This is a genomic window from Aliiroseovarius pelagivivens, assembly GCF_900302485.1.
Lineage (GTDB): Bacteria > Pseudomonadota > Alphaproteobacteria > Rhodobacterales > Rhodobacteraceae > Aliiroseovarius > Aliiroseovarius pelagivivens.
Genome location: NZ_OMOI01000001.1, coordinates 1,664,757 through 1,688,266 on the forward strand (window position 1 = coordinate 1,664,757; position 23,510 = coordinate 1,688,266).

Here is a 23,510-nt window from a genome sequence, read left to right on the forward strand (position 1 = left end):
TACACGGTTTTTGGATCAGCGCAAAGCCAGAAGTTTGCCGTCGCGCGCCACGACATAAGCAACGCCGTTCACGACGACCGGTCGCGTTGCCGCGCCACCCGGTACGGCGGTCTGCGCAATCAGGGTGCCATCCACAGGGTTATAGCCGCGCATGATCCCGTCCGAGGACGCGACCCACAGCTTCCCGCCGGCCAGAACCGGGCCAAGATTAGCATGGATACGCTTGATTTTGCGCGCTTTCCGCTTGGTGAAATACGGTAGGCGTGTGCCCCAGATCCGGTCTCCGGTCGCAGCATCCAGGCGCACGATCTCGTTTTCGTCCGAAACTAGGAAGACCGAGCCGCCTGTGACCCAGACGGGGCTGGTTGCGCCTTCTTTGGCTGTCCACAGGCGTTCGCCCGACAAGTTCAGTGCAACAGTGCGGCCCGCCGAGTTTCCGGTATAGATTACGCCGTTTTTCACAACTGGCTCACCAGTGATATCGGTGACTTGCGTATAGGCGCGGCCTACACGCTCGCCTGCAACCAAGCTGGACCACGTACGCGTTCCGCCTTTTCTCAGGGCGGCTACGACCTCACCCGAACCGAAAGGCAGCAGAACCACACGGTCGGTCACAGCAGGCGAGGAAACGCCCACGACGCCGTCCTGACTGGGCGTTCCGGTCAGACGCCACTTCACTTTACCGGTCGCAGCGTCCATCGCCCATGCGGTGTTGTCGCGGCTGACCACATAGACCAGCCCACCGACGGCCGCAGGCGCGCCCGAACCCGGGGCATCCATGTGCTGTTGCCACTTAACTTTACCGGTTGCAGCGTCCAGCGCCGACACAAGTCCAAAACCTGACGAAACGAATACCGTGCCATCTGCGAAGGCCAGACCACCGCCCGACGCGTCATCCGAGCGATCCGACGCCGGCGTTAGGTCACGCGCCCAGAGGCTTGCGCCCGAGGTCGAGGTCGCCACAACCTGCGCACGGCTGTCCAGCGTATAAATGCGGCCGTTCGCCACCACGGGCTCGGCGGTGATGCGGTGCTTGCGATCATTGCCCTGCCCGATTGGGGCGCTCCAGATCATCTGCGGCCGAGAAGACAAGGTAGCGTGCTGCACCTGATGTGTCGGCGAACCACCCAGATGGGTCCAACTGGTATGGTTCACCGCGCCCGGCAAGTTAATGGGGCGCGGACCATCCTGTTGTTCAGTTTCATCCCGGGCCGCAATCGCATCGGTTGCAGCATCGGCCCCGAGTGTCTGGGGATTTGGGCTGCGAAGATCCTCGCGATCGCCCTGAAGGATATGTTCCGGGGTGGAACAGGCTGCCAGAATACTCATCGAGGTCAGAAGCGCGGCGCTGGTTTTGAATTTCACGATAAACCCCCAAAAGGACTCTTATTAATTTCATCAAAGGCTTGTGGCAAAACCTGTTCTTCAGGATGCCTCTGGCGTGCCCCCTAGCGACACAATCAACTGAGTTGCCCGACGACGCAAGGCCCCCGATGCTTCATCATCCAGCAGAAGAGCCTGCAAACGGCTTACAGCCGCCTCTTTATCGCCTGCGCGTAGCTCGGCCAGGGCCAGAGCTTCTTCGCCCAACACACGATAAGGCGCACCGGCCACGACAACGGGTGCCAGCAAACTGCGCACCTCGTCCAGCGACACGGCATCATCCTGCAGCTGCGCCAGACGCAACATGGCAAGGTGACGGAAATGATTGGGAAGCGACGTATCAGCGGCAATCTGCCCCAACGCATCAGCCGAAACCTCAGCATCGTCACCAGCCAATAGCAGGTTCAGAACAGCGTTTTGTTCGCCCGCGCCTGCGACCCCCTGAAGGGCTGCAATTCTTTGCTGCGGATCTTCTATGCCTTCCGCTTCGAGGATGGCGTCGCCGAACGCTTGCGCTGCGGACTGCGCGCTTGCTTTGCGCCATTCGTTATAGGCAGCACCGCCCACCACGGCGACCACTGCCACAACCGCGATCCAGCCATAGCGCCGCATCATGGTGTAAAGCTTATCCCGGCGAACCTCTTCGCTCACTTCATCAATGAAACTGTCTGTGTCGCTCACGGGCCGTGCCTCCGAATTCAGTCGCTTTCTTTTGCCCCAATGAAGCCGCAATGCCAAGGGGCATCAAGTCCCGAGCGCGATAAAGCAGTTTCAACGATCTCTACCATCACAATCAGTGATCAGATTCAGCCATACGCGAACTTGTTACCGCCAACAGGAACACCTATGTTCAACGCAAAATATTACCCATCAGGAGGGGTCATGCGTTTTTTCCCTATTTTGACCGCATTGCTGGTCGTTGCCGGTCTTTTCATGCTTGTGTTCCAGCGTGACACTCTTGACGAAGCTGCCGGGGTGGCCACCGCCGATATGGCGACGGAAACCGAGGCCGAGGCTCAAACCTCTGAGCAGACTGGTTTGTCGGTTGTCGTCCTGAAATCCGCCGCACGAGAGATCGAAACCCCTATCGTAATCCGGGGCCGGACTGAAGCCACCCGTCGGGTCGAGCTGCGGTCTGAGACCTCGGGTCAGGTTGTGTCGGATAAACTGGCCAAAGGTTCGACCGTCGCCAAGGGTGACGTGATGTGCCGCCTTGATCCCGGCACCCGTGACGCCAGCCTTGCCGAAGCGAAGGCGCGTCTGGCCGAAGCCAAAGCCCGCGCACCCGAAGCCGAGGCGCGCGTAATCGAAGCGCAGGCCCGTTTGGACGAAGCAACGATCAACCTGACCGCCGCCGAGAAGCTGTCAGAGGGCGGATTTGCATCGGACACCCGCGTAGCCAACGCCCGTGCAGGCGTTGAAACAGCGCGTGCCGGGGTGATCTCGGCCCGGTCAGGCGCGGCTAGTTCAGATGCCTCTATCCAGTCTGCCAGCGCTGGCGTCGCCGCAGCCGAGCGCGAGATTGAGCGCCTTGAGATCCGCGCGCCGTTCGCAGGCGAATTGGAAACCGACACCGCCGACGTTGGCACCCTGCTGCAACCGGGTGCTCATTGCGTCACATTGGTTCAGTATGATCCCGTCCGCGTCGTGGGCTTTGTGTCCGAAATTCTGGTTGATCAACTGTCGACCGGGCTTGTGGCAAATGTGCGTCTGGCCTCGGGCCGAACCCTGCAGGGCTCTGTGACCTTCGTCGCAGACACGGCAGATCCCGTTACGCGCACCTTCCGCGTGGATGTCGAGATGCTGCCAGCCGAGGATGAAATCCCCGTACGTGCTGGCCAAACAGCCGAAATCGTGGCCACCGGCCAAGGCACCGTCGCGCATCTGTTGCCGCAAAGCGCCTTGACGCTGAATGACGACGGCAATCTGGGCGTACGTGTGGCCCTTGGGGATAATACCGCCGGGTTCATGCCTGTCACCGTGGTACGTGACAGCCTGAAAGGTGTCTGGGTCTCGGGTCTGGGCGATGCAGCGGATGTCATCATCATTGGCCACCACTATGTAACGGACGGGTCTGCCCTTGCCATCACCTATCAGGAGACCGGGCTATGACAGCCATCATCGACTGGGCCTCTGAACGGGCCCGAATGGTCATAGCGTTCGTGATCCTGTCCGTTCTGGCAGGCACGATTGCTTATGTCAGCCTTCCGAAAGAAGGCGAGCCGGACATTGAAATTCCGGCTCTGTTCGTATCGGTCCCCTTCCCCGGCATTTCCGCCGCCGATGCCGAGCAGCTTCTGGTCCGCCCGATGGAGACCGAGCTGGCCGACATTGATGGCTTGAAAACCATGTCCAGCACTGCGGCCGAAGGCTATGCAGGCGTGGCGTTGGAGTTCGAGTTCGGCTGGGACAAGACCAAAGTCATGGCTGACGTTCGCGACGCTATGAATGGTGCCGAAGGTGATTTCCCTTCGGGCTACGACAGCTATTCGGTCAACGAAATCAACTTCTCGGAATTTCCGATCATCATCGTAAACCTGACCGGAAACGTACCAGAACGCACGCTGGTACAGATCGCGCGCGATCTTCAAGACCGGCTGGAGGCACTGGACAGCGTACTGGAAGCCTCGCTGGCTGGCTATCGCGATGAGATGATCGAGGTCGAAATCGACCCGCTGAAGCTGGAAGCCTATAACGTAACCGCGGGCGAGCTGATCTCGGTTGTGCAAAACAACAACCAGCTGATCGCGGCGGGGGACATCAAGACGCCGACGGGCTCGACCGCCGTCAAGATTCCGTCGTCCTTTGACGAATTGCAGGACATTTATGACCTGCCGATCAAGGCAAACGAAGACAGCGTGGTGACGCTGGGCGATCTGGCGACGATCCGACTGACCTTTGAAGACCGCGAAGGCACCGCACGCTTCAACGGCGAAACCACGGTGGCGCTTCAGGTCGTAAAACGCAAAGGCTTCAACCTGATCGGCACCGCCGCCGAAGTCCGTCGCATCGTGGACGATACACGCGAAGACTGGCCGCCGGAGTTGCAGAAAGCCGTTTGGGTTGGCGTGTCTAACGATCAATCCATCATCGTAGACAGCATGGTGCGCCAGCTGGAAGGCTCGGTCGTGACCGCGATTGCGCTGGTGATGATCGTGGTGCTTGGCGCCTTGGGCACCCGCCCGGCCCTTCTGGTGGGCTTCGCCATCCCGACTTCGTTCCTGCTGACCTTCGCACTGTTCGGCGCACTTGGGGTTACGATCTCGAACATCGTGATGTTCGGCTTGATCCTCGCCGTGGGGATGCTTGTCGACGGGGCAATTGTTGTCGTCGAGTATGCCGACAAGAAGATCAAGTTGGGGGTCGGCCCCATGCAGGCCTACACCATGGCCGCCAAGCGGATGTTCTGGCCTATCGTCAGCTCGACCGCGACGACGCTTTGCGCCTTCCTGCCGATGCTGTTCTGGCCCGGTATTCCCGGGCAGTTCATGGGCTGGCTGCCGAAGACGCTAATCTATGTGCTGTCGGCCTCGCTTCTGGTGGCGCTGGTCTATCTACCGGTTGTTGGCGGGGTTTCTGGCCGGATCAGCCGCCTGTTTGGCACGCTGTCCAAAGCCCTATCCTTTGCGCCAATCTGGGTGCGCGTTCCGCTGGCGGTGATCTCGGCCTATGTGCTGTTCTTGTCGGCCCTGCAACTCTTGAACCCCGGCTATATCTTTGGCGGCACCAGCCCGATCGAAGGCCTAATGGCCATTCTGCCGGGCGCGCTGATGTTCCTGATCGGGGCCTCGGGCACGTCCATTGCTATGGGATCGATAGACTGGCACATGCCTTGGCACCGCGAGGATGACCACATCCATGGCGGCTATCAGCGCACCAAATTTGGCCACGTCATTCATTTCATTGCCGGCAATCCGATCATGCCGATTGTCAGCATTGTCTTGGTCGTGACCTTTGTGGTCGGCACCTTCATCACATTCGGCCGCAACAGCCTTGGCGTCGAGTTCTTCACGGATAGCGAACCGGAACAGGCCATCGTCTATGTGCGTGGACGCGGCAATTTGAGTGTCGCCGAGAAAGACGCCATGGTGCGTCGGGCGGAAGAGATTGCGCTGAGCACCAAAGGGATTGATAGCGTCTTTGCCTTTGCTGGCGCTGGCGGTTTGAATCAGAATACCGGTGGGGCCTCGGGTCCGCGCGACACCGTTGGACAGCTGCAGATCGAGCTTGTCGCTTGGGCCGACCGCCCGTCGATCGAGAAAGACTCGCCCCTGTTCGGGATCATCCCCTTCAAAACGCGCGAGATTGATCCCGAATATGACGGCGATGCCGTGATGCTTCGACTTGAAGAGACCCTGAAAACCATCCCCGGCATCCGCATTGAGGTTCTGAACCTGAACCGTGGTCCGGCCTCGGCAAAGCCCGTGCACCTGCGCCTGAAAGGCGACAACTGGGACATCCTTCAGGCGGCAACAGCAGTCGCCGTGTCAAAGTTTGAAAGCACCCCCGGCTTGAACGCCATCGAAGACACCCTGCCCTTACCCGGCATCGACTGGCAGCTTCAGGTCGACGTGGCCGAGGCTGGGCGCTTTGGCACCAACGTCGCCACCGTGGGCGGCATGGTTCAGTTGATCACCAACGGTATTTTGCTGGACACGATGCGGGTCGACAGCTCGGACGAGGAAATCGAAATCCGCGTGCGCCTGCCGGAAAAAGACCGGGTGTTATCCACACTGGATACGCTGCGCTTGCGCACACCCGGTGGGCTGGTGCCGCTGTCAAACTTCGTGACACGCAAACCGGTTCCCAGCTTTGCGCAAATCGACCGCGTGGATCAAAGCCGCTACTACGACGTGAAGGCCGCTGTGGTTAGCGATCTGGTGCGGCTAACCGCTGACGACGGAAGCGATCAGGTCGTCTCGCTGGATGAAGCGGCGAAGATCATGGAGGACACTCCTGACCTGACACGCACCCCCGTCACCCCGGCCGAACGGATTGCCACCCTGACAGACTGGATTGAAGCCACGGGCCTGCCCGATGGCGTCACCTATGAATGGACCGGCGATCAAGAGGACGAGGCCGAAAGCCAAGCCTTCCTTGGTCAGGCCTTCATCGGCGCGCTGGGGTTGATGTTCATTATCCTGCTGGCGCAGTTCAATAGCATCTACAATTCGGTGCTGGTGCTGCTGGCAGTGGTCTTGTCGACCACAGGCGTGCTGATTGGGATGATGGTGATGCAACAGCCGTTCTCGATCATCATGACCGGGACAGGGATCGTCGCCTTGGCGGGGATCGTGGTGAACAACAACATCGTGTTGATCGACACCTATCAGGACTATGCGGGCCACATGCCGCGGATCGAAGCAATCACCCGCACCGCCGAGGCGCGCATTCGCCCTGTTCTGCTGACCACCATCACAACGATGGCCGGTCTGGCCCCGATGATGTTTGGCCTGTCGCTGGACTTCTTCGGCGGCGGCTACTCGATCGACAGCCCGACTGCGCTGTGGTGGAAGCAGCTGGCGACCGCCGTGGTCTTTGGTCTTGGTATTGCGACGGTGCTGACACTGGTCTTCACGCCGTCGATGCTGGCCTTGCGGGTCTGGGTATCGGCCGGGGCCTATCGGTCGATCACACTGCTGGAAAGCCTTGCGCGCAGCTCGGGCCAGACGGCCCGCGACCGGATGTTGGAAAAGGCCGCCAAGAAGCAAGAGCTGCACGAGCTGCAATGGGTTGAAGACGAGCCGACTCCGGCCAAGTCCGAGCCGGAACAAGAGGTCATCGTGGCACCAGCTCCCGCCACGGCAGAAGCATTGCAAGATCCTTCAGATACCGCCCCCAGCCCGGACAAATCTGGCGGTAAGGCCGCCGCGGAATAAAAGGCAGAATAAAAGAAAGGCGCGGAGGGTTCCGCGCCTTTCTTCGCTTCAAGATATCGGACGGGTCAGCCCGCCAGAGCCTGTGGCTCTTCCTCGCTGGCTTGGCGCGCCCACATGGCAGCATACCGTCCACCCTGCTCCAAAAGCGCGTCATGCGTGCCCTGCTCGACGATGACGCCTGCCTCCAGCACCACAATCTCATCCGCATCCACGATGGTCGACAGGCGGTGCGCGATGGTGATCACCGTGCGTCCCTGCCCCATCTCGCGAAGACTGTCCTGAATGTCGCGTTCGGTCTGGGTATCCAAGGCCGAGGTCGCCTCGTCCAACAAAAGGATCGGCGGGTTCTTCAAAAGCGTGCGCGCAATCCCCACGCGCTGCTTTTCGCCGCCGGACAGCTTCAACCCGCGTTCACCCACCTGGGTTTGATAACCATCGGGCAGTTCCATGATGAAGTCGTGGATCTTTGCAGCCTTGGCGGCGGCTTCGATCTCAGTCCGAGAGGCCTCGGGGCGGCCATAGGCAATGTTGTAGAGCACCGTGTCGTTGAACAAGACGGTATCCTGCGGCACCACGCCGATCTGCGCGTGCAAGCTGTCCTGAGACACGTCGCGCACGTCCTGCCCGTCGATGGACAGGCTGCCATCATTCACGTCGTAAAACCGGAACAACAGCCGCCCGATGGTGGATTTTCCCGACCCAGACGGGCCAACGATCGCAACGGTTTTCCCGGCGCCTACATCCAGTGAAACACCTTTCAAGATCGGGCGCGCAGCTTCATATCCGAAATGCACGTCACGGAATGCAAGTGCCCCGCCCGTCACCGCAATCTCAGCGGCATCCGGTTTGTCGCTTACGTCCGCAGGTTGCTCGAGCAGATCGAACATTTCGCTCATATCCACCAGCGATTGCCGGATCTCGCGATAGACCGTGCCAAGGAAGTTCAGAGGCATGGTAATCTGGATCATATATGCGTTGACCATGACGAAGTCGCCAACAGTCAGCTGCCCGTTCTGAACGCCAACAGCAGCCAGAACCATCACTGCGACCAAGCCACCCGTGATCAACAGCGCCTGTCCGAAGTTCAGAAATGCCAGCGAATACGAAGTTTTCAATGCGGCTTGTTCATAGCCCGCCATCGCACTGTCATAGCGCGAAGCTTCGCGTTTCTCGGCGCCGAAATACTTGACGGTTTCAAAGTTCAGCAGGCTGTCGATGGCCTTCTGGTTGGCGTCCGTGTCCTGATCATTCATCTCTTTGCGGATCCGAACGCGCCATTCGGTGACCTTGAAGGTGAACCAGACATAGGCCCAAATCGTGACCACGACGACAGCCAAGTACCAGACATCAAATGTCACAAACAGGATCAGTGCGATCAAGCCAAGTTCAAGGATCAGTGGCCCCATCGAAAACAGCATGAAGCGCAGAAGGAATTCGACCCCTTTCACGCCGCGCTCGATGATGCGGCTAAGACCACCCGTCTTGCGCGTAATGTGATAGCGCATGGACAGGCGGTGGATATGGGTGAAGGTCTCAAGCGCCAATTGGCGTAGCGCGCGCTGACCGACGCGGGCGAAGATAACATCGCGCAACTGCTGGAACCCGTTGCTCATCAAGCGCGCCATGCCATAGGCCAAAGTCAGACCGACCGCCCCTGCCCCAAGCATCGCGGCTGGTGCCGTACTTTCGCCGGCCAGTTCATTCACAGCCCAGCCATAGAACCACGGCGTTGCCACTGCGACCAGTTTCGCCACAAGAAGCGCCAGCATCGCCAGCACGACGCGGCGCTTCACCCAGGGGTGATCCTCGGGCCAAAGATAAGGAGCAACGCGCCGGATGGTGCGCCAATTATTGTCTGGAAGCTCGGTGGAAGTGATGCGGCTGGGCGCCATAGCGTCTGTCCTGACTATATGAGGTATCCTACGAAACAAGGTTCAGGCTTGCATCGTTTCAATATTTCATCAATATTTGAACTATGAAACAGAGTCGAGTCCTGAAATCCCTATCTGCCATGGCCCATGACACGCGGCTTGAGATCGTACGTCTGCTGGTTCCGCGTGGCGATGACGGACTGTGCGCCGGTGAGATTGCCCAAACACTTGGGGTGTCTGCCTCGGGCCTGTCCTTTCATCTGTCTCAACTTGAACAGGCTGGGCTTCTGACCTCACGCAAGGAAAGCCGGCATGTGATTTATGCGGCAGATCGGGTGGCGCTTGGGGGCGTCATTTCATATCTGCTGAATGATTGCTGCGCCGGGGCTGCCGACGTGACAGGCTGTATCGCAACTGCGGTGGAGAAGGCTTAGAGGGGCTTTGCCCCTCGCCTCTTCGTGGCTCACCCCAAGATATTTCGGGTAAGAAAACAAGGTGCCAGCGTTACTCTGGGATCGAAAAGACTTGCCCCGGATAAATCAGGTCGGGATCGCGGATCTGATCGCGGTTTGCCTCGAACACGCGCACATAGAGCGGCCCTTCCCCCAGCGTATCGCGGGCGATGGCCCAAAGGGTCGATCCGGGCTGAACCGTCACGGCCTCGACCTTCGCACGCTCTTCAGAAAGAGTGGTTGCGGCCGCGATTTGTGCCACGTCCTCGCGTTTGAACGGAGTTTCGGTGCGCGAGGTGACCGTGCCATCGGCGGCAAGCTCGTCCACGCGCAGGGTATAGATGCCAGCCTCCACATCGGGTAGCGGCAAACGCCATTGGCCATCCTGGGGAATAGGTGCCGTCTTGATCGGTGCGTTGTCCAGATAGACACGCAAGGCGCCACCGCCTGCAGCACGCCCGGACAAGGCAACCTCGCCCTGATCATCATAAGAGATGGCGTCAATGATCACGTTCTGGACCGTCAGATCGCCAACTTCGTCCTGAAGGACTGTAATACCCTCGTTATCGGCCAGAAGGACCCGCGGTGCAGCGGGGGCTTCGGTGACGGCTATTTCAGGTTCGGCGGGCTGTGCGGTGGAATCGTCTGCGTCACCAGCGCTTGCAACAGCGGGCGCATCCGGCACGACAGTCGGTGCAGGTGTACGGGGCTCGATCAGAACGGTTTGCCCGGGGGCCGCGGTGTCTGCGACTTCACCTGCATCGTTCAGCGCTTGCAGGCCAAGTTGACCGGATTGCGTGACCTGCAGATCCAACAAGGCTACGAAATTTCCGGCATCATCCGCCGTGAGTGTTTCGATTGGAACACCGTTGAATGACAGTTGCACGTTCGCGCCGGGGGCGGCATGTCCCGCGACCACGGCACGCCCGTCGGGATCAACACGTACAACGTCGAAGGCCGGTGGGTCGATCGTGGAGGCCTGATCTGTGGGTGGGGTGTCGGTGACAACCTCGGCATCCGGGGCGACCGATGGTTCGGCAACTGGCGCATCCAATGTGGTCTTCAGGGCGTCAACCGGATCAGAAACCGGTGCCTGAGCACTTTGATCGAAGCTGCAATACCCCAAAACGGCCACGATCACAGCCGCCCCGACACCAATCCAAATTTTGCCAGCGCCCGCAGCGCCGCCTGACATATCAGCCATTTACATCCCCTGTTGCGATCTTACTGTCGCGTTGTCTTGCCCGACCCTAGCAATCCCGATAACACCGGTCAAAAGATCATTACGATACATTCGCACCCGGAGACCCTGATGACACAACATACAGCCTCGATCTGCGTTTACTGCGGTTCTCGCATGGGGAATGACCCTGCCTATCGCGCCAGTGCGGAAGGCTTGGGCAAGGCGCTAGCATCCAACAACTGGCGGCTGGTTTATGGCGCGGGTGATGTCGGTTTGATGGGGGAAGTGGCGAAGGCGGCGCAGAGTGCGGGCGCCGACACTTTCGGCGTCATCCCCGAGCACCTTTTAAACTGGGAAGTTGGCAAGCGCGACCTGACCAGCTTTATCGTGACCGAGAACATGCACGAGCGCAAAAAGGTGATGTTCATGAACTCGGACGCCGTGGTGGTGCTTCCCGGAGGTGCCGGGTCGTTGGACGAGTTCTTCGAAATCCTGACATGGCGCCAACTGGGTCTACACAAGAAACCCATCTTGCTTTTGAACGTGAACGGGTTCTGGGATCCTCTGGTCGGGCTGTTGGATCACGTGATCGATCAAGGCTTTGCCGAAGACAGCATAAAGGGTTTCGTCACCGTCGTGGGTGATGTGGATCAGGCAGTGACGGCCCTGCGCGAAGCCCTGTCCTGACGGTAGGCGCCCACCGAGTAGATTGCCAAAGCGGCCCAGATCAACGGGAAAGCAATCATGTGCCACAGCGTGATCGTCTCGCCTAGAATGGCGACGGCACAGAGGAACTGAAGGCTGGGGTTCAGGTATTGCACCACCCCCACGGTCGACAGCTTCAGGCGGCGTGACGCATAGCTGAACAGCATCAGCGGACCTCCTGTCAGCAGGCCTGACCCGATCAGCATCGCGCTGGCCACGAGGTCGGTGCCGAACACCGCACCAGTACGGCCCAAGATCCCCTCCCAGCCCTGCGTGTGCGTCCCCCAGAGCCAGATCAGCGCAAGTGGTGCAAGAAACAACACCTCGGCTGCGACCGTGACCACCGGGCCCGCTGCGATCAGTTTCTTGATCACACTATAGCCCGCGAACGTGCCACCAAGCAGCAGCGCAAGCCAAGGCGCAACTCCCAGTCCAATGGTCAAAACCAGCACCGCTCCGGTGGCCAAAAGTACTGCGGTCAACTTGCTGGCAGAAATCCCCTCGGCAAAGAACACCATGCCCAGCGTGGCCATGATCAGCGGGAAGATGAAGTAACCAAGGCTGGCCTCGACCACCATGCCAACCTGCACTGACAGGATGAACCCACCCCAATTGACCGAGATCATCACCGCCGCCAGCAGCACCAGAAGTGCGGTGCGGCCGGTCATCAGTGCGGGCAGCTCCCACACCCGTCCTTGAAGCGTCAGATAGAGCCCCAAGAGCACCAGCGACCAAAGGGTGCGATGGCTTAGCAATTCCAGCGGCGGCACATGAGCAAGCGCATAATAGTAAAGCGGAGACAGACCCCAGACCGTGCAGGCCACGATGATAGCGATGACGCCTTTGGTTGTGTCGCTCATGCGAACCCTCCTGCTTCCCTCGCTGCTCTGACACAAAAAAAGCGGCCACCCAAGGGGCAGCCGCATCTTATCTCGTGATCTCGGGCATAACGCCCGCAAGGGTTACAGGCGCGAGGCCACGTTTTCCCAGTTGACCAGGTTATCGAGGAAGTTCGACAGGTAGGCCGGACGCTTGTTGCGGAAGTCGATATAATACGAGTGCTCCCACACGTCGCAGCCCAGAAGCGCGGTCTGGCCGAAGCACAGCGGGTTCACGCCGTTTTCGGTTTTGGTGACTGCCAGCGAACCGTCAGCGTTCTTCACCAGCCATGCCCAGCCCGAGCCGAACTGACCAGCGCCAGCAGCCGAGAACTGCGACTTGAACTCGTCAACCGAGCCGAAGCTTTCGGTGATCGCTTTTTCAAGGTCACCCGGCATGGCACCCTTGCCCGGGCCCATCATTTCCCAGAACTGGTTGTGGTTCCACAGCTGCGAGATGTTGTTGAAGATACCGTTCTGAGCGACAGACTTGTCGTCATAGGTGCCAACGATGATCTCTTCGAGGGTCTTACCCTCCCACTCGGTGCCAGCAATCAGCTTGTTACCGTTGTCGACATAGGCCTTGTGGTGCAGGTCGTGGTGAAACTCCATGGTTTCAGCCGACATGCCGAACTCGGCCAGTGCGTCGTGTGCGTAAGGAAGATCGGGAAGTTCAAAAGCCATTTTGGGCCCCCTGTTCAATGCGTGTTTCCGTTGCCCCTTAGATGGGGCAGCAATAGTGGCATGGTCAAGGGTTGACGGCATTTTTCAGCCGCTAAAATCCATCCCCTGACCCAATACTCACTTCTTCTGGACGCATTTCCCTTTGGCACGGAAGGTGTTGGTGAAGCGAATTGGCTTCATGGTTTCGGTGGCGAGCAGCGTCCCTTTGGTTACCGTCAGACGGTAAACCATGTTCTTGACCAGCATCTGTCTGCTTTCAGTCGTCGTGATCGGAACATTTCTTACGTTCCACGTGAACGTGTAGCGCTTGTTGTTGTTCACCGCGATCTTCGCTTCGATCGGTTTGCCGTAGATCTCATCGATCAACCCATCATACACCTTGGCTTTGTTCGAGTTCGGATCAAACTCGACGATGGTCTCTGGCGGGATCCAGCCCGCATCAGACGCACCGGACGCGGCAAGCTTACACTCGTAAACTGTTGCCTGTGCGGATAGTGGGACAAGCGTGCTCATCGCGAGAACGGCTGCGAAGATTTTGCTCATTGGTAAACTCCATAATCAGAAAGGTAGAGGATCATTGATGGCGAAACACACCCTGTGCTTCACCGGTTTTTGCAGGTCCCGCTAACCCGGCGGGATTTGTCAAAATTCAGCCGACCAGTTAAGGCGCGGAGATTGGCGGATAAATCGTCAGGATCGATAGAAATGGTGTAGCTAACGCGCCGCGAGCCAGGATTGGCAGGACGCCTATGATTGTTGACTGGAATGTTTTCATTCACGGTCTCGACCACAAAGACTTCACGCGTTCTTGTTCTGTCGGAGGAGCGGCCTTCGATCGGGTGCCCATCATCGGTTTTGATGACATTGCCCAAAACCCATACGCGGTCATTTCGATCTACTTCAATTGACAGAGATGTCGGAATCCACTTCCGATCATTGGCGCGCACTTTAAAATTGCAATCATATGATTCTGCCGCTGCAAATGACGTTAAAAATAAGGACGCCGTCAACGTAGAAACAAGTAATTTCATAATAAAAGCCTCAATCAACTTAACAGTGTGCTAAATTGATTGAGGCGTGTTTTCAACCCAAAAAAGAGGGCGGTATTCAGTTATTAGAATACCTCACCACCCGGCTGGGCCGCGTCTTTCAAAAGATCGAACGCGTACTGAGCAACCGACCGGAAACAGACCAGAACGGCGGTTTCATCGTCTTCCAGATAGAAGGCGGCCGGGATCTGCGCGATGCGGGTGCGGCGCAGCATGCCGGGTTGCATGACCGAGGTATCGGCAGGCGTCAGCTTGGCGATCACTTCGCGGCAGGCAGCACCTTTTACGCGATAGACCGCGCGCGCGTCCGAGACATTCACCACAAGCGAATGCTCGTCACCCAGCGACGTGGTCGCGGCTTCGACGATGGCAGGTGCATCGGCGTGATCAACGATCAGCAGAAGCTCGTCCGGCGACATCCAGCCAACGCGGCCTTTGGCACCTTCCGTAACCTCGCCCTGCCCCGGCATGGCAGCACCCGTGACAGCTTTCACCGCCTTGGCAACACCTTTCGAGGTCAGGTCACCGCGCAGGGTGATCATGCCGACCAGTCCGGCCTCTTCAACTTTGCAGTAGCCGTCAAACGACGCGCTTTGAAGTGCGGAAACAGCGTTAGACATTTTGCTTCTCCCCGTCCTTGTCATAGAAGACCGGATCACAGATCCGCGCCTTGATCACCGTGTTCGAGCCATCCACCGTCGGGAAACTGACGACTTCACCCATCTTGTCGGGGCCATGCAAAACAAGTCCCATCGCGATGCCTTTTTTCAGCGTCGGCGAATAATAGGTCGAGGTTACGCGCCCGATCATGTTGCGTTGGCCGTGGATGTTGTTGCCCTCGCCCACTGCATAGGCACCGTCCGGCAGGACAGACCCGTCGAGCGTTTCCAGACCCACCAGTTTCCAGCGCTCGGGATCGGTCATGTGCGAGCGTTGCTGAGCACGTTTGCCAAGGAAGTCTTCTTTCTTCTTGGAGATCGCCCAGTTCAGCCCCAGATCTTGCGGGATCACGGTGCCGTCGGTCTCGTCGCCGATCATGATAAAGCCCTTCTCGGCCCGCATGATGTGCAGACACTCGGTGCCATATGGCATCACGCCGAACTCTTCACCTGCTTCCAGAAGCGCGTCCCAGAAGGCGCGGCCTTGGCTGGCGGGCACGGCGATCTCGTACGACAGTTCGCCCGAGAACGAGATCCGATAGACGCGTGCGTCGAACTCGCCAATCTTGCCGTCTTTCCACTGCATGAAGGGCAGCGTTTCCTTGGACAGGTCCATACCGCCGAGCTTTTCCAACACCTTGCGGGCGTTGGGTCCAACCACGGCAACCTGCGCCAGTTGCTCGGTCACATTGGCGACATAGACTTTCCAGTCCCACCATTCGGTCTGCAGCCATTCCTCCATCCACGCGTGGATGCGGTCAGCACCACCCGATGTGGTGTGGCACAGCCAAGTGTCCTCGTCGATGCGCGCAACAACTCCATCGTCCGACAGGAAGCCGTTTTCCGAGCACATCAGACCATAGCGGCATTTGCCGACAGCCAAGTTCGACATCATGTTGGTGTACATCATGTCCATGAACTTGCCCGCGTCGGGACCTCTCACGATCAGCTTACCCAGCGTGGACGCATCCAGCAGGCCGAGGTTTTCGCGGGTGTTCAGCACTTCGCGGTTTACAGCCTGTTCGTTGGTCTCGCCCGGTTTCGCGTAGCAATAAGGGCGACGCCAGTGGCCGACAGGTTCCATATAGGCACCCGCGTCTTCGTGCCACTGATGCATCGGCGTACGACGGATCGGCTGGAAGATTTCATGGCGTGCTTCGCCTGCAATCGCACCGAAGCTGATCGGTGTGTAAGGCGGGCGGAAGGTGGTGGTTCCGGTGGTCGGGATCTCTTGACCCAGAGCATCAGAAAGCACCGCCAAGCCGTTGATATTCGAAAGCTTACCCTGATCGGTCGCCATACCAAGCGTGGTGTAGCGCTTGGTGTGTTCGACGCTCTCATAGCCTTCACGTGCAGCCAGCTGAACGTCGGAAACTTTCACGTCGTTCTGATAATCCAGCCACATCTTCATGCGCTTCTGCGGGCCTGCGCCCTGCGGCATGATCCAGACGGGCGCCATCGGCTGTGCCTCTTCGGCGTCAGCTTTCGGACCGGCTTTACGGATGGCTTTACCACCTGCCGCCTTGCCCGCAGCCTTACCTGCCGCGTAAGCGTCTTCCAGCGTCTCGGCCAGCGACATCGCGCCCGAGGCCGCACCTGCGGTCACAACGAACGCTTCGCCGTCATGGCTGGTCGGCGCACGGTTCGGATCAGGACGGAAGTGGGCTTGCGCCTCGTCCCAGATCAGTTTGCCGCCGCAATGCGACCACATGTGCACGACCGGGGACCAGCCGCCGGACATGGCAACCGCGTCGCATTTGATCTCTTCCAAAGCCGAGCCCTCGCCCGCCTGAAGACAGATCGACACGCCGGTCACACGCTTGCCACCATGCACTTTTGCAATGGCGCGGCCCGGTTCAACCCGGATACCTGCGGCGCGGGCGGCTTCTGCCAACGGACCAGTCGCTTCGCTGCGCGCATCCAGAACAACCGGAACTACCAGCCCGGCCTCTTTCAGCGTCAGTGCGGTGCGATATCCGTCGTCATTGTTGGTGACAACCACAGTGCGGTCGCCGATGGACACGCCCCAGTTCACAGCGTAGTCGCGCACGGCCGAGGCCAGCATGACGCCGGGAATGTCGTTGCCTGCGAAGGACAGCGGACGCTCGATGGCGCCAGTTGCGGTCACGATCTGCTTGGTACGGATACGCCACAGACGGTGACGTGGACGTCCGTCGCCCGGGGTGTGATCCGCCACACGCTCGTAACCCAGCACATAGCCGTGGTCATAAACGCCCGATCCCATCATGCGGGTGCGCAGGGTGACATTCTCCATGCCTTCCAGCTCGGCCACGGTGGCGTCGATCCATGCGTCAACCGACTGACCGTCGATCTCGCCGCCGTCTACGGCAGCACGGCCACCCCAGTGGTGGGTCTGTTCCATCACCAGCACTTTCGCGCCCGACCGGCCAGCAGCCAGAGCCGCCGCAAGACCCGCCACACCGCCGCCGATAACGACTAGATCGGTGTGGTAGTAATAGTGCTCGTAACGATCCACATCTGCCTCGGTTGGGACTTGGCCCAGACCGGCGGATTTGCGGATGATTGGTTCGAACACGTGCTTCCATGCGGCAGCGGGTGCCATGAATGTCTTGTAGTAGAACCCCGCCGGCAGGAAGCGCGCGGCATAGTTGTTCACCACGCCCACGTCGAACTCGAGGCTCGGCCAGTGGTTTTGCGAGGTCGCATAGAGACCGTCAAACAGTTCGGTCGTGGTGACGCGCTGGTTGGGTTCAAAGCGGTCGCCCTGCCCCAGATTGACCAGAGCGTTCGGCTCTTCCGCACCGGAGGCCACAACGCCACGCGGACGGTGGTATTTGAACGACCGACCCATCAACATCTGGTCTTCGCCCAGAAGCGCCGCGGCCAGCGTGTCGCCCTCGTAGCCCTTCATGCGCTTGCCGTTGAAGGTGAAGTTTTTCGGTTTCGAACGGTCGATCAGACGACCGCCATTAGCCAGACGGGTGCTCATTTCCAGCCCCCCCATTCAGGATGTTTCTTCTTGATCTTGTTCACAAGCGCCTTGGGCGGCTCATAGGTCTGGGCGGAATAGATGCCGTAAACCTCAAGCGTCATCGTGTTGCGCGCCGCGTGGAACCACTTGCCGCAGCCCGAAACATGCCGCCAGCGTTCAAAGTGAACCCCTTTCGGGTTCGCTCGGTGGAACAGGTAGGTCTCGAAGTCGTCGTCGGACGAGCCGGGTCCGAAACGCTTCAGATGCGCTTCGCCGCCACCATGCAGGTCCGTTTCATCGGCCATCACGCCGCAGTATGGGCATTCAAGGATCAGCATGTTGCGGCTCCTTTCAAGATGTTGCGCGTTTGAGCCACGCGGGAAGAAGTAAATACGTTCATGTGTGCCATCAGTGCGCCACCCCTGCCGCCACGCTTTCATCGATGAAGCGTCCTTCGGTGAAGCGGTCCAGACCAAACGCGCCTGCCAGCGAACCGGGCTCGCCCTTGGCGACGGTCTCGGCCATGGCCCAGCCCGATCCGGGGATCGATTTGAAGCCGCCGGTGCCCCAACCACAGTTGATGAAGCAGTTGCCCAAGGGCGTCTTGCCGATGATGGGTGAACGGTCGCCGGTCACGTCCACGATGCCGCCCCATTGGCGCAGCATTTTCAGGCGCGAGATGATCGGGAAGGTCTCGACCAGTGCGCGCACGGTTTCTTCCACGTGGTGGAACGATCCGCGCTGGGTGTAATTGTTGAACCCGTCGGTGCCGCCGCCGATGACCAGCTCGCCTTTGTCGGACTGAGACATATAGCCGTGCACGGTGTTGGCCATGACAACCACGTCGATGCAGGGTTTGATCGGCTCGGACACCAGCGCTTGCAGCGCGACACTTTCCATCGGCAGACGGAAGCCCGCCATGTCAGCCAGGTGGCCTGCGTTGCCCGCGACAACCATCGCCAGCTTGTCACAGTCAATCTGACCATGCGTGGTGTCGACACCGGTGACAACGCCGTTTGCCTGACGCACGCCAGTGACTTCGCATTTCTGGATGATGTCCATGCCCATGTCGGAACACGCACGTGCATAGCCCCACGCCACCGCATCGTGACGCGCGGTCCCTGCACGGGCCTGCCACAGCGCACCCAGAACGGGATAGCGCGGGCCGTGGATGTTCATGATCGGCACCAGTTCCTTCACGCGCTCGGGCGAAATGAACTCGGTCGTAACACCTTGCAGAGCATTTGCATGCGCCGTGCGTTCGTATCCGCGCACCTCGTGCTCGGTCTGAGCCAGCATCATGACGCCACGGGGCGAGAACATGACGTTATAGTTCAGGTCCTGCGACATCGTCTCGTACAGAGAGCGTGCTTTTTCATAAATCGCCGCCGAGGGATCCTGCAGGTAGTTCGAGCGAATGATGGTGGTGTTGCGGCCCGTATTGCCGCCGCCCAGCCAACCTTTTTCGATGATCGCCACATTGGTGATCCCGAAATTCTTGCCCAAATAATATGCCGTGGCCAACCCGTGGCCCCCAGCCCCTACGATCACCACATCGTATTTCTTTTTGGGTTTGGGCGATTTCCACGCCCGCTCCCATCCGGTGTGATAGCGCGCGGCCTCCCGCGCGATGGCAAATGCTGAATAACGTCGCATGCGATTCCCCTGTTGGGCCTTCGTTTCTTGTCGGTTTTACGCCGAAGCGACATGACACCATCCAAGACCAGCGTCATTTGATTGGAAAAAGGCGACATAATCCACAATTCACGTCACTTTTCTGGCATGCCGATTGTCGCAGTCCCTGATCTGGGGTTTTGCGACGGGCCATGTCGCATTACATGGGGTGAGCTACTAAATTGCAAACCCGCGCGGAGGATACATGGATAACTTGGCATTTTGGGCCATCATTGGTGCAGCCACTTTGGCAACCATCCTTGTACTGGCGCGGCGAATACTCGCGGTTAGCGCCGATGAGACGTCAGATGACGTCGAAACGATGAGTTCCGACATGAAGGTCTATCGCGACCAACTGTCCGAACTGGACCGCGATATTACCCGCGGTACCGTCTCGAAAGAGGATGCAGAGCGTGCTCGCGTCGAAATCTCGCGTCGTCTGCTCGAGGCGGACAAAGCCGCGCAATCCAGAAAATCAGCCAAGGACGCCCCCCACGGCCTGACCCGCACAACGATGGGCATCATCGCCGTCGTTCTGGCCGTCGGCAGTCTCGGCCTTTACTGGACCATCGGTGTTCCGGGCGCACCGGATTTTGGCCGCGCCAAGCGTATCGCAATCAGTGATGAGGTGCGCCAGAACCGCCCCTCGCAAGAACTGGCAGAAGCACAGATGCCCGTTTGGGCAGGCCCGCCGGTCGATGCCCCGGCAGACTATATTGAACTGGTTGATGGGCTGCGCAAAGCCGTGGCTGGCCGCCCCGAGGATCCCCGCGGGTTGGACCTTCTGGCCCAGCACGAAGCAGCGCTTGGAAACCTGGTCGCCGCCCGCACGGCAATGGGGCAACTGCTTGAATTGAAAGGCGACACCGCAACGGCGGATGATTTCGCGCGCCAAGCTGAATTGATGATCAATGCTGCCGGGGGATTCGTCTCACCGGACGCCGAGTCCATGCTAAGAAGCGCTCTGGAGCGCGACCCAGGTCACGCATTAGCCCGCTTCTATTCTGGGCTGATGTTTGCCCAGAATGGCCGTCCGGATCTGGCATTCCGCCTGTGGCGTCGACTTTTGGAAGAAGGTCCGACCGATGCCGAATGGTGGCCCGCCATCCGTGATCAGATCGGAGATCTCGCGGCCCTCGCTGGCGAGAACTACACGCCACCGGAAGCCCCTGTCATGCCCCCGGTTGCTGGCCTATCCGGCCCGAGCGCCGAAGATATCGAAGCGGCATCCGACATGTCGGGCGAAGAGCGGGCCGAGATGATCCAATCCATGATCACCCGCCTGTCCGAACGCTTGGCCACAGACGGCGGCACGCCCGAGGAATGGGCGCGATTGGTTTCGGTTCTGGGCGTGGTGGGCGACACTGAACGCGCCGCCGCCATCTGGGCCGAGGCGCAAACGATTTTTGCAGCACATCCCGAGGCGCTCGAAACCGTGCGCGCGGCCGCTCAGCAAGCCGGAGTTGCGCAGTGATCTTTGACAGCATCGAAGATTTCGCCGCGTCCCTTCCCCCAATGACGGCTCTGGCTGGACTGGATCTGGGCACCAAAACCATCGGCGTCGCGGTCTCGGACAGTTTTCGACAGGTGGCAACACCACTGGAAACCATCAAGCGCAAGAAATTTACGCTGGACGCGGAACGTCTTCTTGAGATCACAAGTGATCGACAAATTGGCGGGCTGGTCCTCGGACTGCCGCGCAACATGGACGGAAGCGAGGGGCCGCGCTGCCAGTCGACCCGCGCCTTTGCCCGCAATCTGGAGAAGCTGACCGACCTGCCGATCGGCTTTTGGGATGAACGCCTGTCCACCGTTGCGGCCGAACGCGCCCTGCTCGAGGCGGATACGTCTCGAAAGCGTCGCGCAGAGGTCATCGACCACGTTGCCGCCGGGTATATCCTGCAAGGTGTATTGGACCGGTTGAGGCACCTGTGATGACGGACGACGTCTGGAAACGAAACGAGATTGCAAGCCCCTGCATAAAGATCTGCGTGGTCCATCCCGAGGCGCGGATCTGCACCGGTTGCTATCGCTCGATCGACGAAATCGGTGGTTGGTCCGGCATGACCGACGCCGAACGCGCCCAGATCATGGACGAACTTCCCACCCGCAAATCCAGCCTGACTAAGCGACGCGGCGGGCGACGCGCACGGCTGAACAAAGCCTGATCACCGCCTTTCACCGCAACGTGACAACACGTCATTGCGCGGCACGCTAGAGTACCCTGACATGCTTCAGGAGCCCTCATGCGTATACTCCCCTTGGCCATAACCCTGTGCAGCCTACCCGTCCTAGCCTTTGCTGCGGACTGGAACACACGCGCGGATGATCAGCCCTTATCAGCGGCAGAACTGCGCGCCCAGCTGGTTGGAAACACCCTCGTCTTCTTTGACAACGGAAAGTCCGTCTACTCGGAGAATGGTGAATATTCCTACACCTACGGCGAGGGAGGAACTTGGTTAGGTCACTACGAATTGAAAGAAGACGGCGTCGCCTGCACAACCTTTGTCACCGGAACCACGCGCTGCGATCTGATTGTCCACAGCGGAGCGCGACTGACGTTGATCACCGAAGACGGAATGCGCTTCCCTATTCGCGAAGTCACGCCAACTGAATAAGCAAAATGCGCTCGGCTTTGCCTCGCGCCCAGCGGGGCGATTGCCGGCGGTGCCGGTCAGGGGCGCTGCCCCCGCATGATTTTCCTGCGGAAACTCATGCTCCCCCGGGATACTTACAGTAAGAAAATAAAAGGGAGGCACGAAGCCTCCCTGAAATGAGTGTCTCATTTCCTTAAACGGCCATCGGCGTCCCCGCCTGTTCCGCAATTTCAACCTAATTGGTCAAGGTTAACAAACTCTTATTTTCTTACCACAAGTATCCTGGGGGTGAGAGCCGAAGGATCGAGGGGACAACGCCCCCTATTCCGCCGCCTCGGTCTCAGCTTCTGTTTCGATCTGTGCCGCACGTTTCTCGACCAGATCGACGATATGATCGACCATCTTTTCGTTGTCCAACTTATGGTCCTGTTTGCCCGCCACATAGACCATGCCAGACCCCGCGCCACCTCCAGTAAAGCCCACATCAGTCATCAGCGCCTCGCCCGGGCCATTCACGACACATCCAATAATCGACAGGCTCATCGGTGTGTGGATGTGGGCAAGCCGTTCTTCCAGCGTGGCCACGGTCTTGATCACGTCAAAACCCTGACGTGCGCAAGACGGGCACGAAATGATGTTCACACCGCGATGACGCAGGCCCAGAGATTTCAGGATCTCAAAACCCACCTTCACCTCTTCGACTGGGTCGGCAGATAGGCTGACACGGATCGTGTCACCAATACCGGCCCAAAGCAGGTTGCCTAGGCCAACTGCCGATTTGATTGTGCCGGACACGAACCCGCCTGCTTCGGTAATCCCAAGATGGATGGGGGCATCGGTGGCCTCGGCAATGCCGTGATAGGCGGCAGCGGACAGGAAGACATCCGAAGCTTTCACGCTGATCTTGTAGTCGCGGAAGTCATTGTCTTCCAGAATTCGGATATGCTCCAATCCGCTTTCCACCATCGCCTCGGGGCAAGGTTCGCCATATTTTTCAAGCAGATGCTTTTCAAGCGACCCAGCGTTCACCCCGATACGGATCGAACAACCGTGATCCTTGGCCGCCTTGATCACTTCACGCACGCGACCTGCGTCGCCAATGTTGCCCGGGTTGATGCGCAGGCAGGCTGCACCTGCCTCGGCGGCTTCGATTGCGCGTTTATAGTGGAAATGAATGTCTGCCACGATAGGCACCGGGCTTTCGGCCACGATCTCTTTCAACGCGGTGGTGGACCCCACATCCGGGCAGGAAATCCGCACGATGTCTGCACCCGCTTCTGCGGCAGCAAGCACCTGCCCCAGCGTGGCCTTCACATCCGAGCTGTCCGTATTGGTCATGGTCTGCACCGCGATCGGCGCGCCGCCGCCTACAGGCACATTGCCCACCATGATCTGCCGGGAGGTCCGGCGTTCGATGTCGCGCCACGGGCGAATGGGATTGTGAGACATGTGTAGGTTTCCAGCTGGCTTCACTTAGTCAGAGAGATAACCCGCGATCTCGCGGGCGACAAGGCGCGCTCGAAAACAGATCGCTCAATATGTG

The 23,510-nt window shown here is 59.2% G+C and carries 21 protein-coding genes; 8 read left to right on the plus strand and 13 right to left on the minus strand.

All coding sequences use genetic code 11. The features are described from left to right. Positions 1-15: 15 nt before the first annotated feature. Entirely contained in the window at positions 16-1,365 is a 1,350-nt protein-coding gene (locus ALP8811_RS08115) for a PQQ-like beta-propeller repeat protein (protein WP_306418711.1), read from the minus strand. A 60-nt stretch (positions 1,366-1,425) separates the two neighbouring features. Next, positions 1,426-2,064 (minus strand): tetratricopeptide repeat protein, encoded by a 639-nt coding sequence (locus ALP8811_RS08120; protein ID WP_108856618.1) that lies wholly within the window; start codon positions 2,062-2,064, stop codon positions 1,426-1,428. A 201-nt stretch (positions 2,065-2,265) separates the two neighbouring features. Here ALP8811_RS08120 and ALP8811_RS08125 point away from each other — a divergent pair, with 201 nt between their 5' ends. Together ALP8811_RS08125 and ALP8811_RS08130 are read left to right on the plus strand one after the other, a co-directional pair. Beyond that, positions 2,266-3,495: an efflux RND transporter periplasmic adaptor subunit gene (locus ALP8811_RS08125; RefSeq protein ID WP_108856619.1), complete on the plus strand. Its 1,230-nt coding sequence runs from the start codon at positions 2,266-2,268 to the stop codon at positions 3,493-3,495. Continuing rightward, positions 3,492-7,262, plus strand: a complete 3,771-nt coding sequence (locus ALP8811_RS08130; RefSeq protein WP_108856620.1) for an efflux RND transporter permease subunit — start codon at positions 3,492-3,494, stop codon at positions 7,260-7,262. Before ALP8811_RS08125 ends, ALP8811_RS08130 begins: the two co-directional genes overlap by 4 nt. A gap of 65 nt (positions 7,263-7,327) precedes the next feature. Here ALP8811_RS08130 and ALP8811_RS08135 read toward each other — a convergent pair whose 3' ends face one another. Then, a complete protein-coding gene (locus tag ALP8811_RS08135) occupies positions 7,328-9,154 on the minus strand; it encodes an ABCB family ABC transporter ATP-binding protein/permease (protein ID WP_108856621.1) in 1,827 nt (608 codons plus the stop codon). An 83-nt stretch (positions 9,155-9,237) separates the two neighbouring features. Between ALP8811_RS08135 and ALP8811_RS08140 the strand changes: the two genes are divergently transcribed. Continuing rightward, complete coding sequence (locus ALP8811_RS08140) at positions 9,238-9,567, plus strand: ArsR/SmtB family transcription factor (RefSeq protein ID WP_108856622.1); 330 nt, start codon at positions 9,238-9,240, stop codon at positions 9,565-9,567. A 70-nt stretch (positions 9,568-9,637) separates the two neighbouring features. On the opposite strand, the gene ALP8811_RS08145 is transcribed toward ALP8811_RS08140, so the two are convergent. Then, positions 9,638-10,789 carry a LysM peptidoglycan-binding domain-containing protein gene (locus tag ALP8811_RS08145; RefSeq protein WP_108856623.1) on the minus strand — a complete coding sequence of 384 codons (1,152 nt, stop codon included), beginning with the start codon at positions 10,787-10,789 and terminating at the stop codon, positions 9,638-9,640. A gap of 108 nt (positions 10,790-10,897) precedes the next feature. Here ALP8811_RS08145 and ALP8811_RS08150 point away from each other — a divergent pair, with 108 nt between their 5' ends. Beyond that, positions 10,898-11,455 carry an LOG family protein gene (locus ALP8811_RS08150; protein ID WP_108856624.1) on the plus strand — a complete coding sequence of 186 codons (558 nt, stop codon included), beginning with the start codon at positions 10,898-10,900 and terminating at the stop codon, positions 11,453-11,455. Here the strand turns inward: ALP8811_RS08150 and rarD are convergent. From rarD to ALP8811_RS08185, 8 genes are all read right to left on the minus strand, one after another. Continuing rightward, on the minus strand, positions 11,419-12,333 hold the full coding sequence (gene rarD / locus ALP8811_RS08155) for an EamA family transporter RarD (RefSeq protein ID WP_108856625.1): 915 nt from the start codon (positions 12,331-12,333) through the stop codon (positions 11,419-11,421). The two genes, ALP8811_RS08150 and rarD, sit on opposite strands and share 37 nt — an antisense overlap. 102 nt (positions 12,334-12,435) lie before the next feature. Then, the gene (locus tag ALP8811_RS08160; protein ID WP_108856626.1) at positions 12,436-13,035 is read right to left on the minus strand and encodes a superoxide dismutase; all 600 of its coding nucleotides are present in this window, start codon (positions 13,033-13,035) and stop codon (positions 12,436-12,438) included. A 117-nt stretch (positions 13,036-13,152) separates the two neighbouring features. Continuing rightward, the gene (locus ALP8811_RS08165) at positions 13,153-13,578 is read right to left on the minus strand and encodes a hypothetical protein (RefSeq protein ID WP_108856627.1); all 426 of its coding nucleotides are present in this window, start codon (positions 13,576-13,578) and stop codon (positions 13,153-13,155) included. Positions 13,579-13,637: 59 nt separating this feature from the next. Then, positions 13,638-14,066: a hypothetical protein gene (locus ALP8811_RS16240; RefSeq protein WP_146184003.1), complete on the minus strand. Its 429-nt coding sequence runs from the start codon at positions 14,064-14,066 to the stop codon at positions 13,638-13,640. Between the two features lie 83 nt (positions 14,067-14,149). After that, positions 14,150-14,704 carry a sarcosine oxidase subunit gamma gene (locus tag ALP8811_RS08170; protein WP_108856628.1) on the minus strand — a complete coding sequence of 185 codons (555 nt, stop codon included), beginning with the start codon at positions 14,702-14,704 and terminating at the stop codon, positions 14,150-14,152. Next, positions 14,697-17,714: a sarcosine oxidase subunit alpha family protein gene (locus tag ALP8811_RS08175; protein WP_108856629.1), complete on the minus strand. Its 3,018-nt coding sequence runs from the start codon at positions 17,712-17,714 to the stop codon at positions 14,697-14,699. The genes ALP8811_RS08170 and ALP8811_RS08175 overlap by 8 nt, the downstream gene beginning before the upstream one ends. Beyond that, entirely contained in the window at positions 17,711-18,034 is a 324-nt protein-coding gene (locus ALP8811_RS08180) for a sarcosine oxidase subunit delta (protein ID WP_108856630.1), read from the minus strand. The genes ALP8811_RS08175 and ALP8811_RS08180 overlap by 4 nt, the downstream gene beginning before the upstream one ends. Before the next feature lie 70 nt (positions 18,035-18,104). Next, the gene (locus ALP8811_RS08185; RefSeq protein WP_108856631.1) at positions 18,105-19,352 is read right to left on the minus strand and encodes a sarcosine oxidase subunit beta family protein; all 1,248 of its coding nucleotides are present in this window, start codon (positions 19,350-19,352) and stop codon (positions 18,105-18,107) included. A gap of 223 nt (positions 19,353-19,575) precedes the next feature. Here ALP8811_RS08185 and ccmI point away from each other — a divergent pair, with 223 nt between their 5' ends. The 4 genes from ccmI to ALP8811_RS08205 all read left to right on the plus strand — a co-directional run bounded on the left by ccmI (position 19,576) and on the right by ALP8811_RS08205 (position 21,988). Continuing rightward, positions 19,576-20,844 carry a c-type cytochrome biogenesis protein CcmI gene (gene ccmI / locus ALP8811_RS08190; RefSeq protein WP_108856632.1) on the plus strand — a complete coding sequence of 423 codons (1,269 nt, stop codon included), beginning with the start codon at positions 19,576-19,578 and terminating at the stop codon, positions 20,842-20,844. Next, entirely contained in the window at positions 20,841-21,305 is a 465-nt protein-coding gene (gene ruvX, locus ALP8811_RS08195) for a Holliday junction resolvase RuvX (RefSeq protein ID WP_108856633.1), read from the plus strand. The genes ccmI and ruvX overlap by 4 nt, the downstream gene beginning before the upstream one ends. Continuing rightward, the gene (locus ALP8811_RS08200; protein ID WP_108856634.1) at positions 21,305-21,538 is read left to right on the plus strand and encodes a DUF1289 domain-containing protein; all 234 of its coding nucleotides are present in this window, start codon (positions 21,305-21,307) and stop codon (positions 21,536-21,538) included. Before ruvX ends, ALP8811_RS08200 begins: the two co-directional genes overlap by 1 nt. A 78-nt stretch (positions 21,539-21,616) precedes the next feature. Continuing rightward, complete coding sequence (locus ALP8811_RS08205) at positions 21,617-21,988, plus strand: hypothetical protein (protein WP_108856635.1); 372 nt, start codon at positions 21,617-21,619, stop codon at positions 21,986-21,988. A 300-nt stretch (positions 21,989-22,288) separates the two neighbouring features. On the opposite strand, the gene ispG is transcribed toward ALP8811_RS08205, so the two are convergent. Further along, positions 22,289-23,416 carry a flavodoxin-dependent (E)-4-hydroxy-3-methylbut-2-enyl-diphosphate synthase gene (ispG, locus tag ALP8811_RS08210; protein WP_108856636.1) on the minus strand — a complete coding sequence of 376 codons (1,128 nt, stop codon included), beginning with the start codon at positions 23,414-23,416 and terminating at the stop codon, positions 22,289-22,291. Between the last annotated feature and the right edge of the window lie 94 nt (positions 23,417-23,510).

Bases quoted from the DNA above. Each gene is read 5' to 3' on its own strand.
- ALP8811_RS16240 (WP_146184003.1), bottom strand. From the start codon at position 14,066: ATGAAATTACTTGTTTCTACGTTGACGGCGTCCTTATTTTTAACGTCA.
- ALP8811_RS08130 (WP_108856620.1), top strand. From the start codon at position 3,492: ATGACAGCCATCATCGACTGGGCCTCTGAACGGGCCCGAATGGTCATA.
- ALP8811_RS08205 (WP_108856635.1), top strand. From the start codon at position 21,617: ATGCGTATACTCCCCTTGGCCATAACCCTGTGCAGCCTACCCGTCCTA.
- ALP8811_RS08175 (WP_108856629.1), bottom strand. From the start codon at position 17,714: ATGAGCACCCGTCTGGCTAATGGCGGTCGTCTGATCGACCGTTCGAAA.
- ispG (WP_108856636.1), bottom strand. From the start codon at position 23,416: ATGTCTCACAATCCCATTCGCCCGTGGCGCGACATCGAACGCCGGACC.
- ALP8811_RS08200 (WP_108856634.1), top strand. From the start codon at position 21,305: ATGACGGACGACGTCTGGAAACGAAACGAGATTGCAAGCCCCTGCATA.
- ALP8811_RS08145 (WP_108856623.1), bottom strand. From the start codon at position 10,789: ATGGCTGATATGTCAGGCGGCGCTGCGGGCGCTGGCAAAATTTGGATT.
- ALP8811_RS08180 (WP_108856630.1), bottom strand. From the start codon at position 18,034: ATGCTGATCCTTGAATGCCCATACTGCGGCGTGATGGCCGATGAAACG.
- ccmI (WP_108856632.1), top strand. From the start codon at position 19,576: ATGGATAACTTGGCATTTTGGGCCATCATTGGTGCAGCCACTTTGGCA.
- ALP8811_RS08125 (WP_108856619.1), top strand. From the start codon at position 2,266: ATGCGTTTTTTCCCTATTTTGACCGCATTGCTGGTCGTTGCCGGTCTT.
- ALP8811_RS08160 (WP_108856626.1), bottom strand. From the start codon at position 13,035: ATGGCTTTTGAACTTCCCGATCTTCCTTACGCACACGACGCACTGGCC.
- ALP8811_RS08140 (WP_108856622.1), top strand. From the start codon at position 9,238: ATGAAACAGAGTCGAGTCCTGAAATCCCTATCTGCCATGGCCCATGAC.
- ALP8811_RS08185 (WP_108856631.1), bottom strand. From the start codon at position 19,352: ATGCGACGTTATTCAGCATTTGCCATCGCGCGGGAGGCCGCGCGCTAT.
- rarD (WP_108856625.1), bottom strand. From the start codon at position 12,333: ATGAGCGACACAACCAAAGGCGTCATCGCTATCATCGTGGCCTGCACG.
- ALP8811_RS08170 (WP_108856628.1), bottom strand. From the start codon at position 14,704: ATGTCTAACGCTGTTTCCGCACTTCAAAGCGCGTCGTTTGACGGCTAC.
- ALP8811_RS08135 (WP_108856621.1), bottom strand. From the start codon at position 9,154: ATGGCGCCCAGCCGCATCACTTCCACCGAGCTTCCAGACAATAATTGG.
- ALP8811_RS08150 (WP_108856624.1), top strand. From the start codon at position 10,898: ATGACACAACATACAGCCTCGATCTGCGTTTACTGCGGTTCTCGCATG.
- ALP8811_RS08165 (WP_108856627.1), bottom strand. From the start codon at position 13,578: ATGAGCAAAATCTTCGCAGCCGTTCTCGCGATGAGCACGCTTGTCCCA.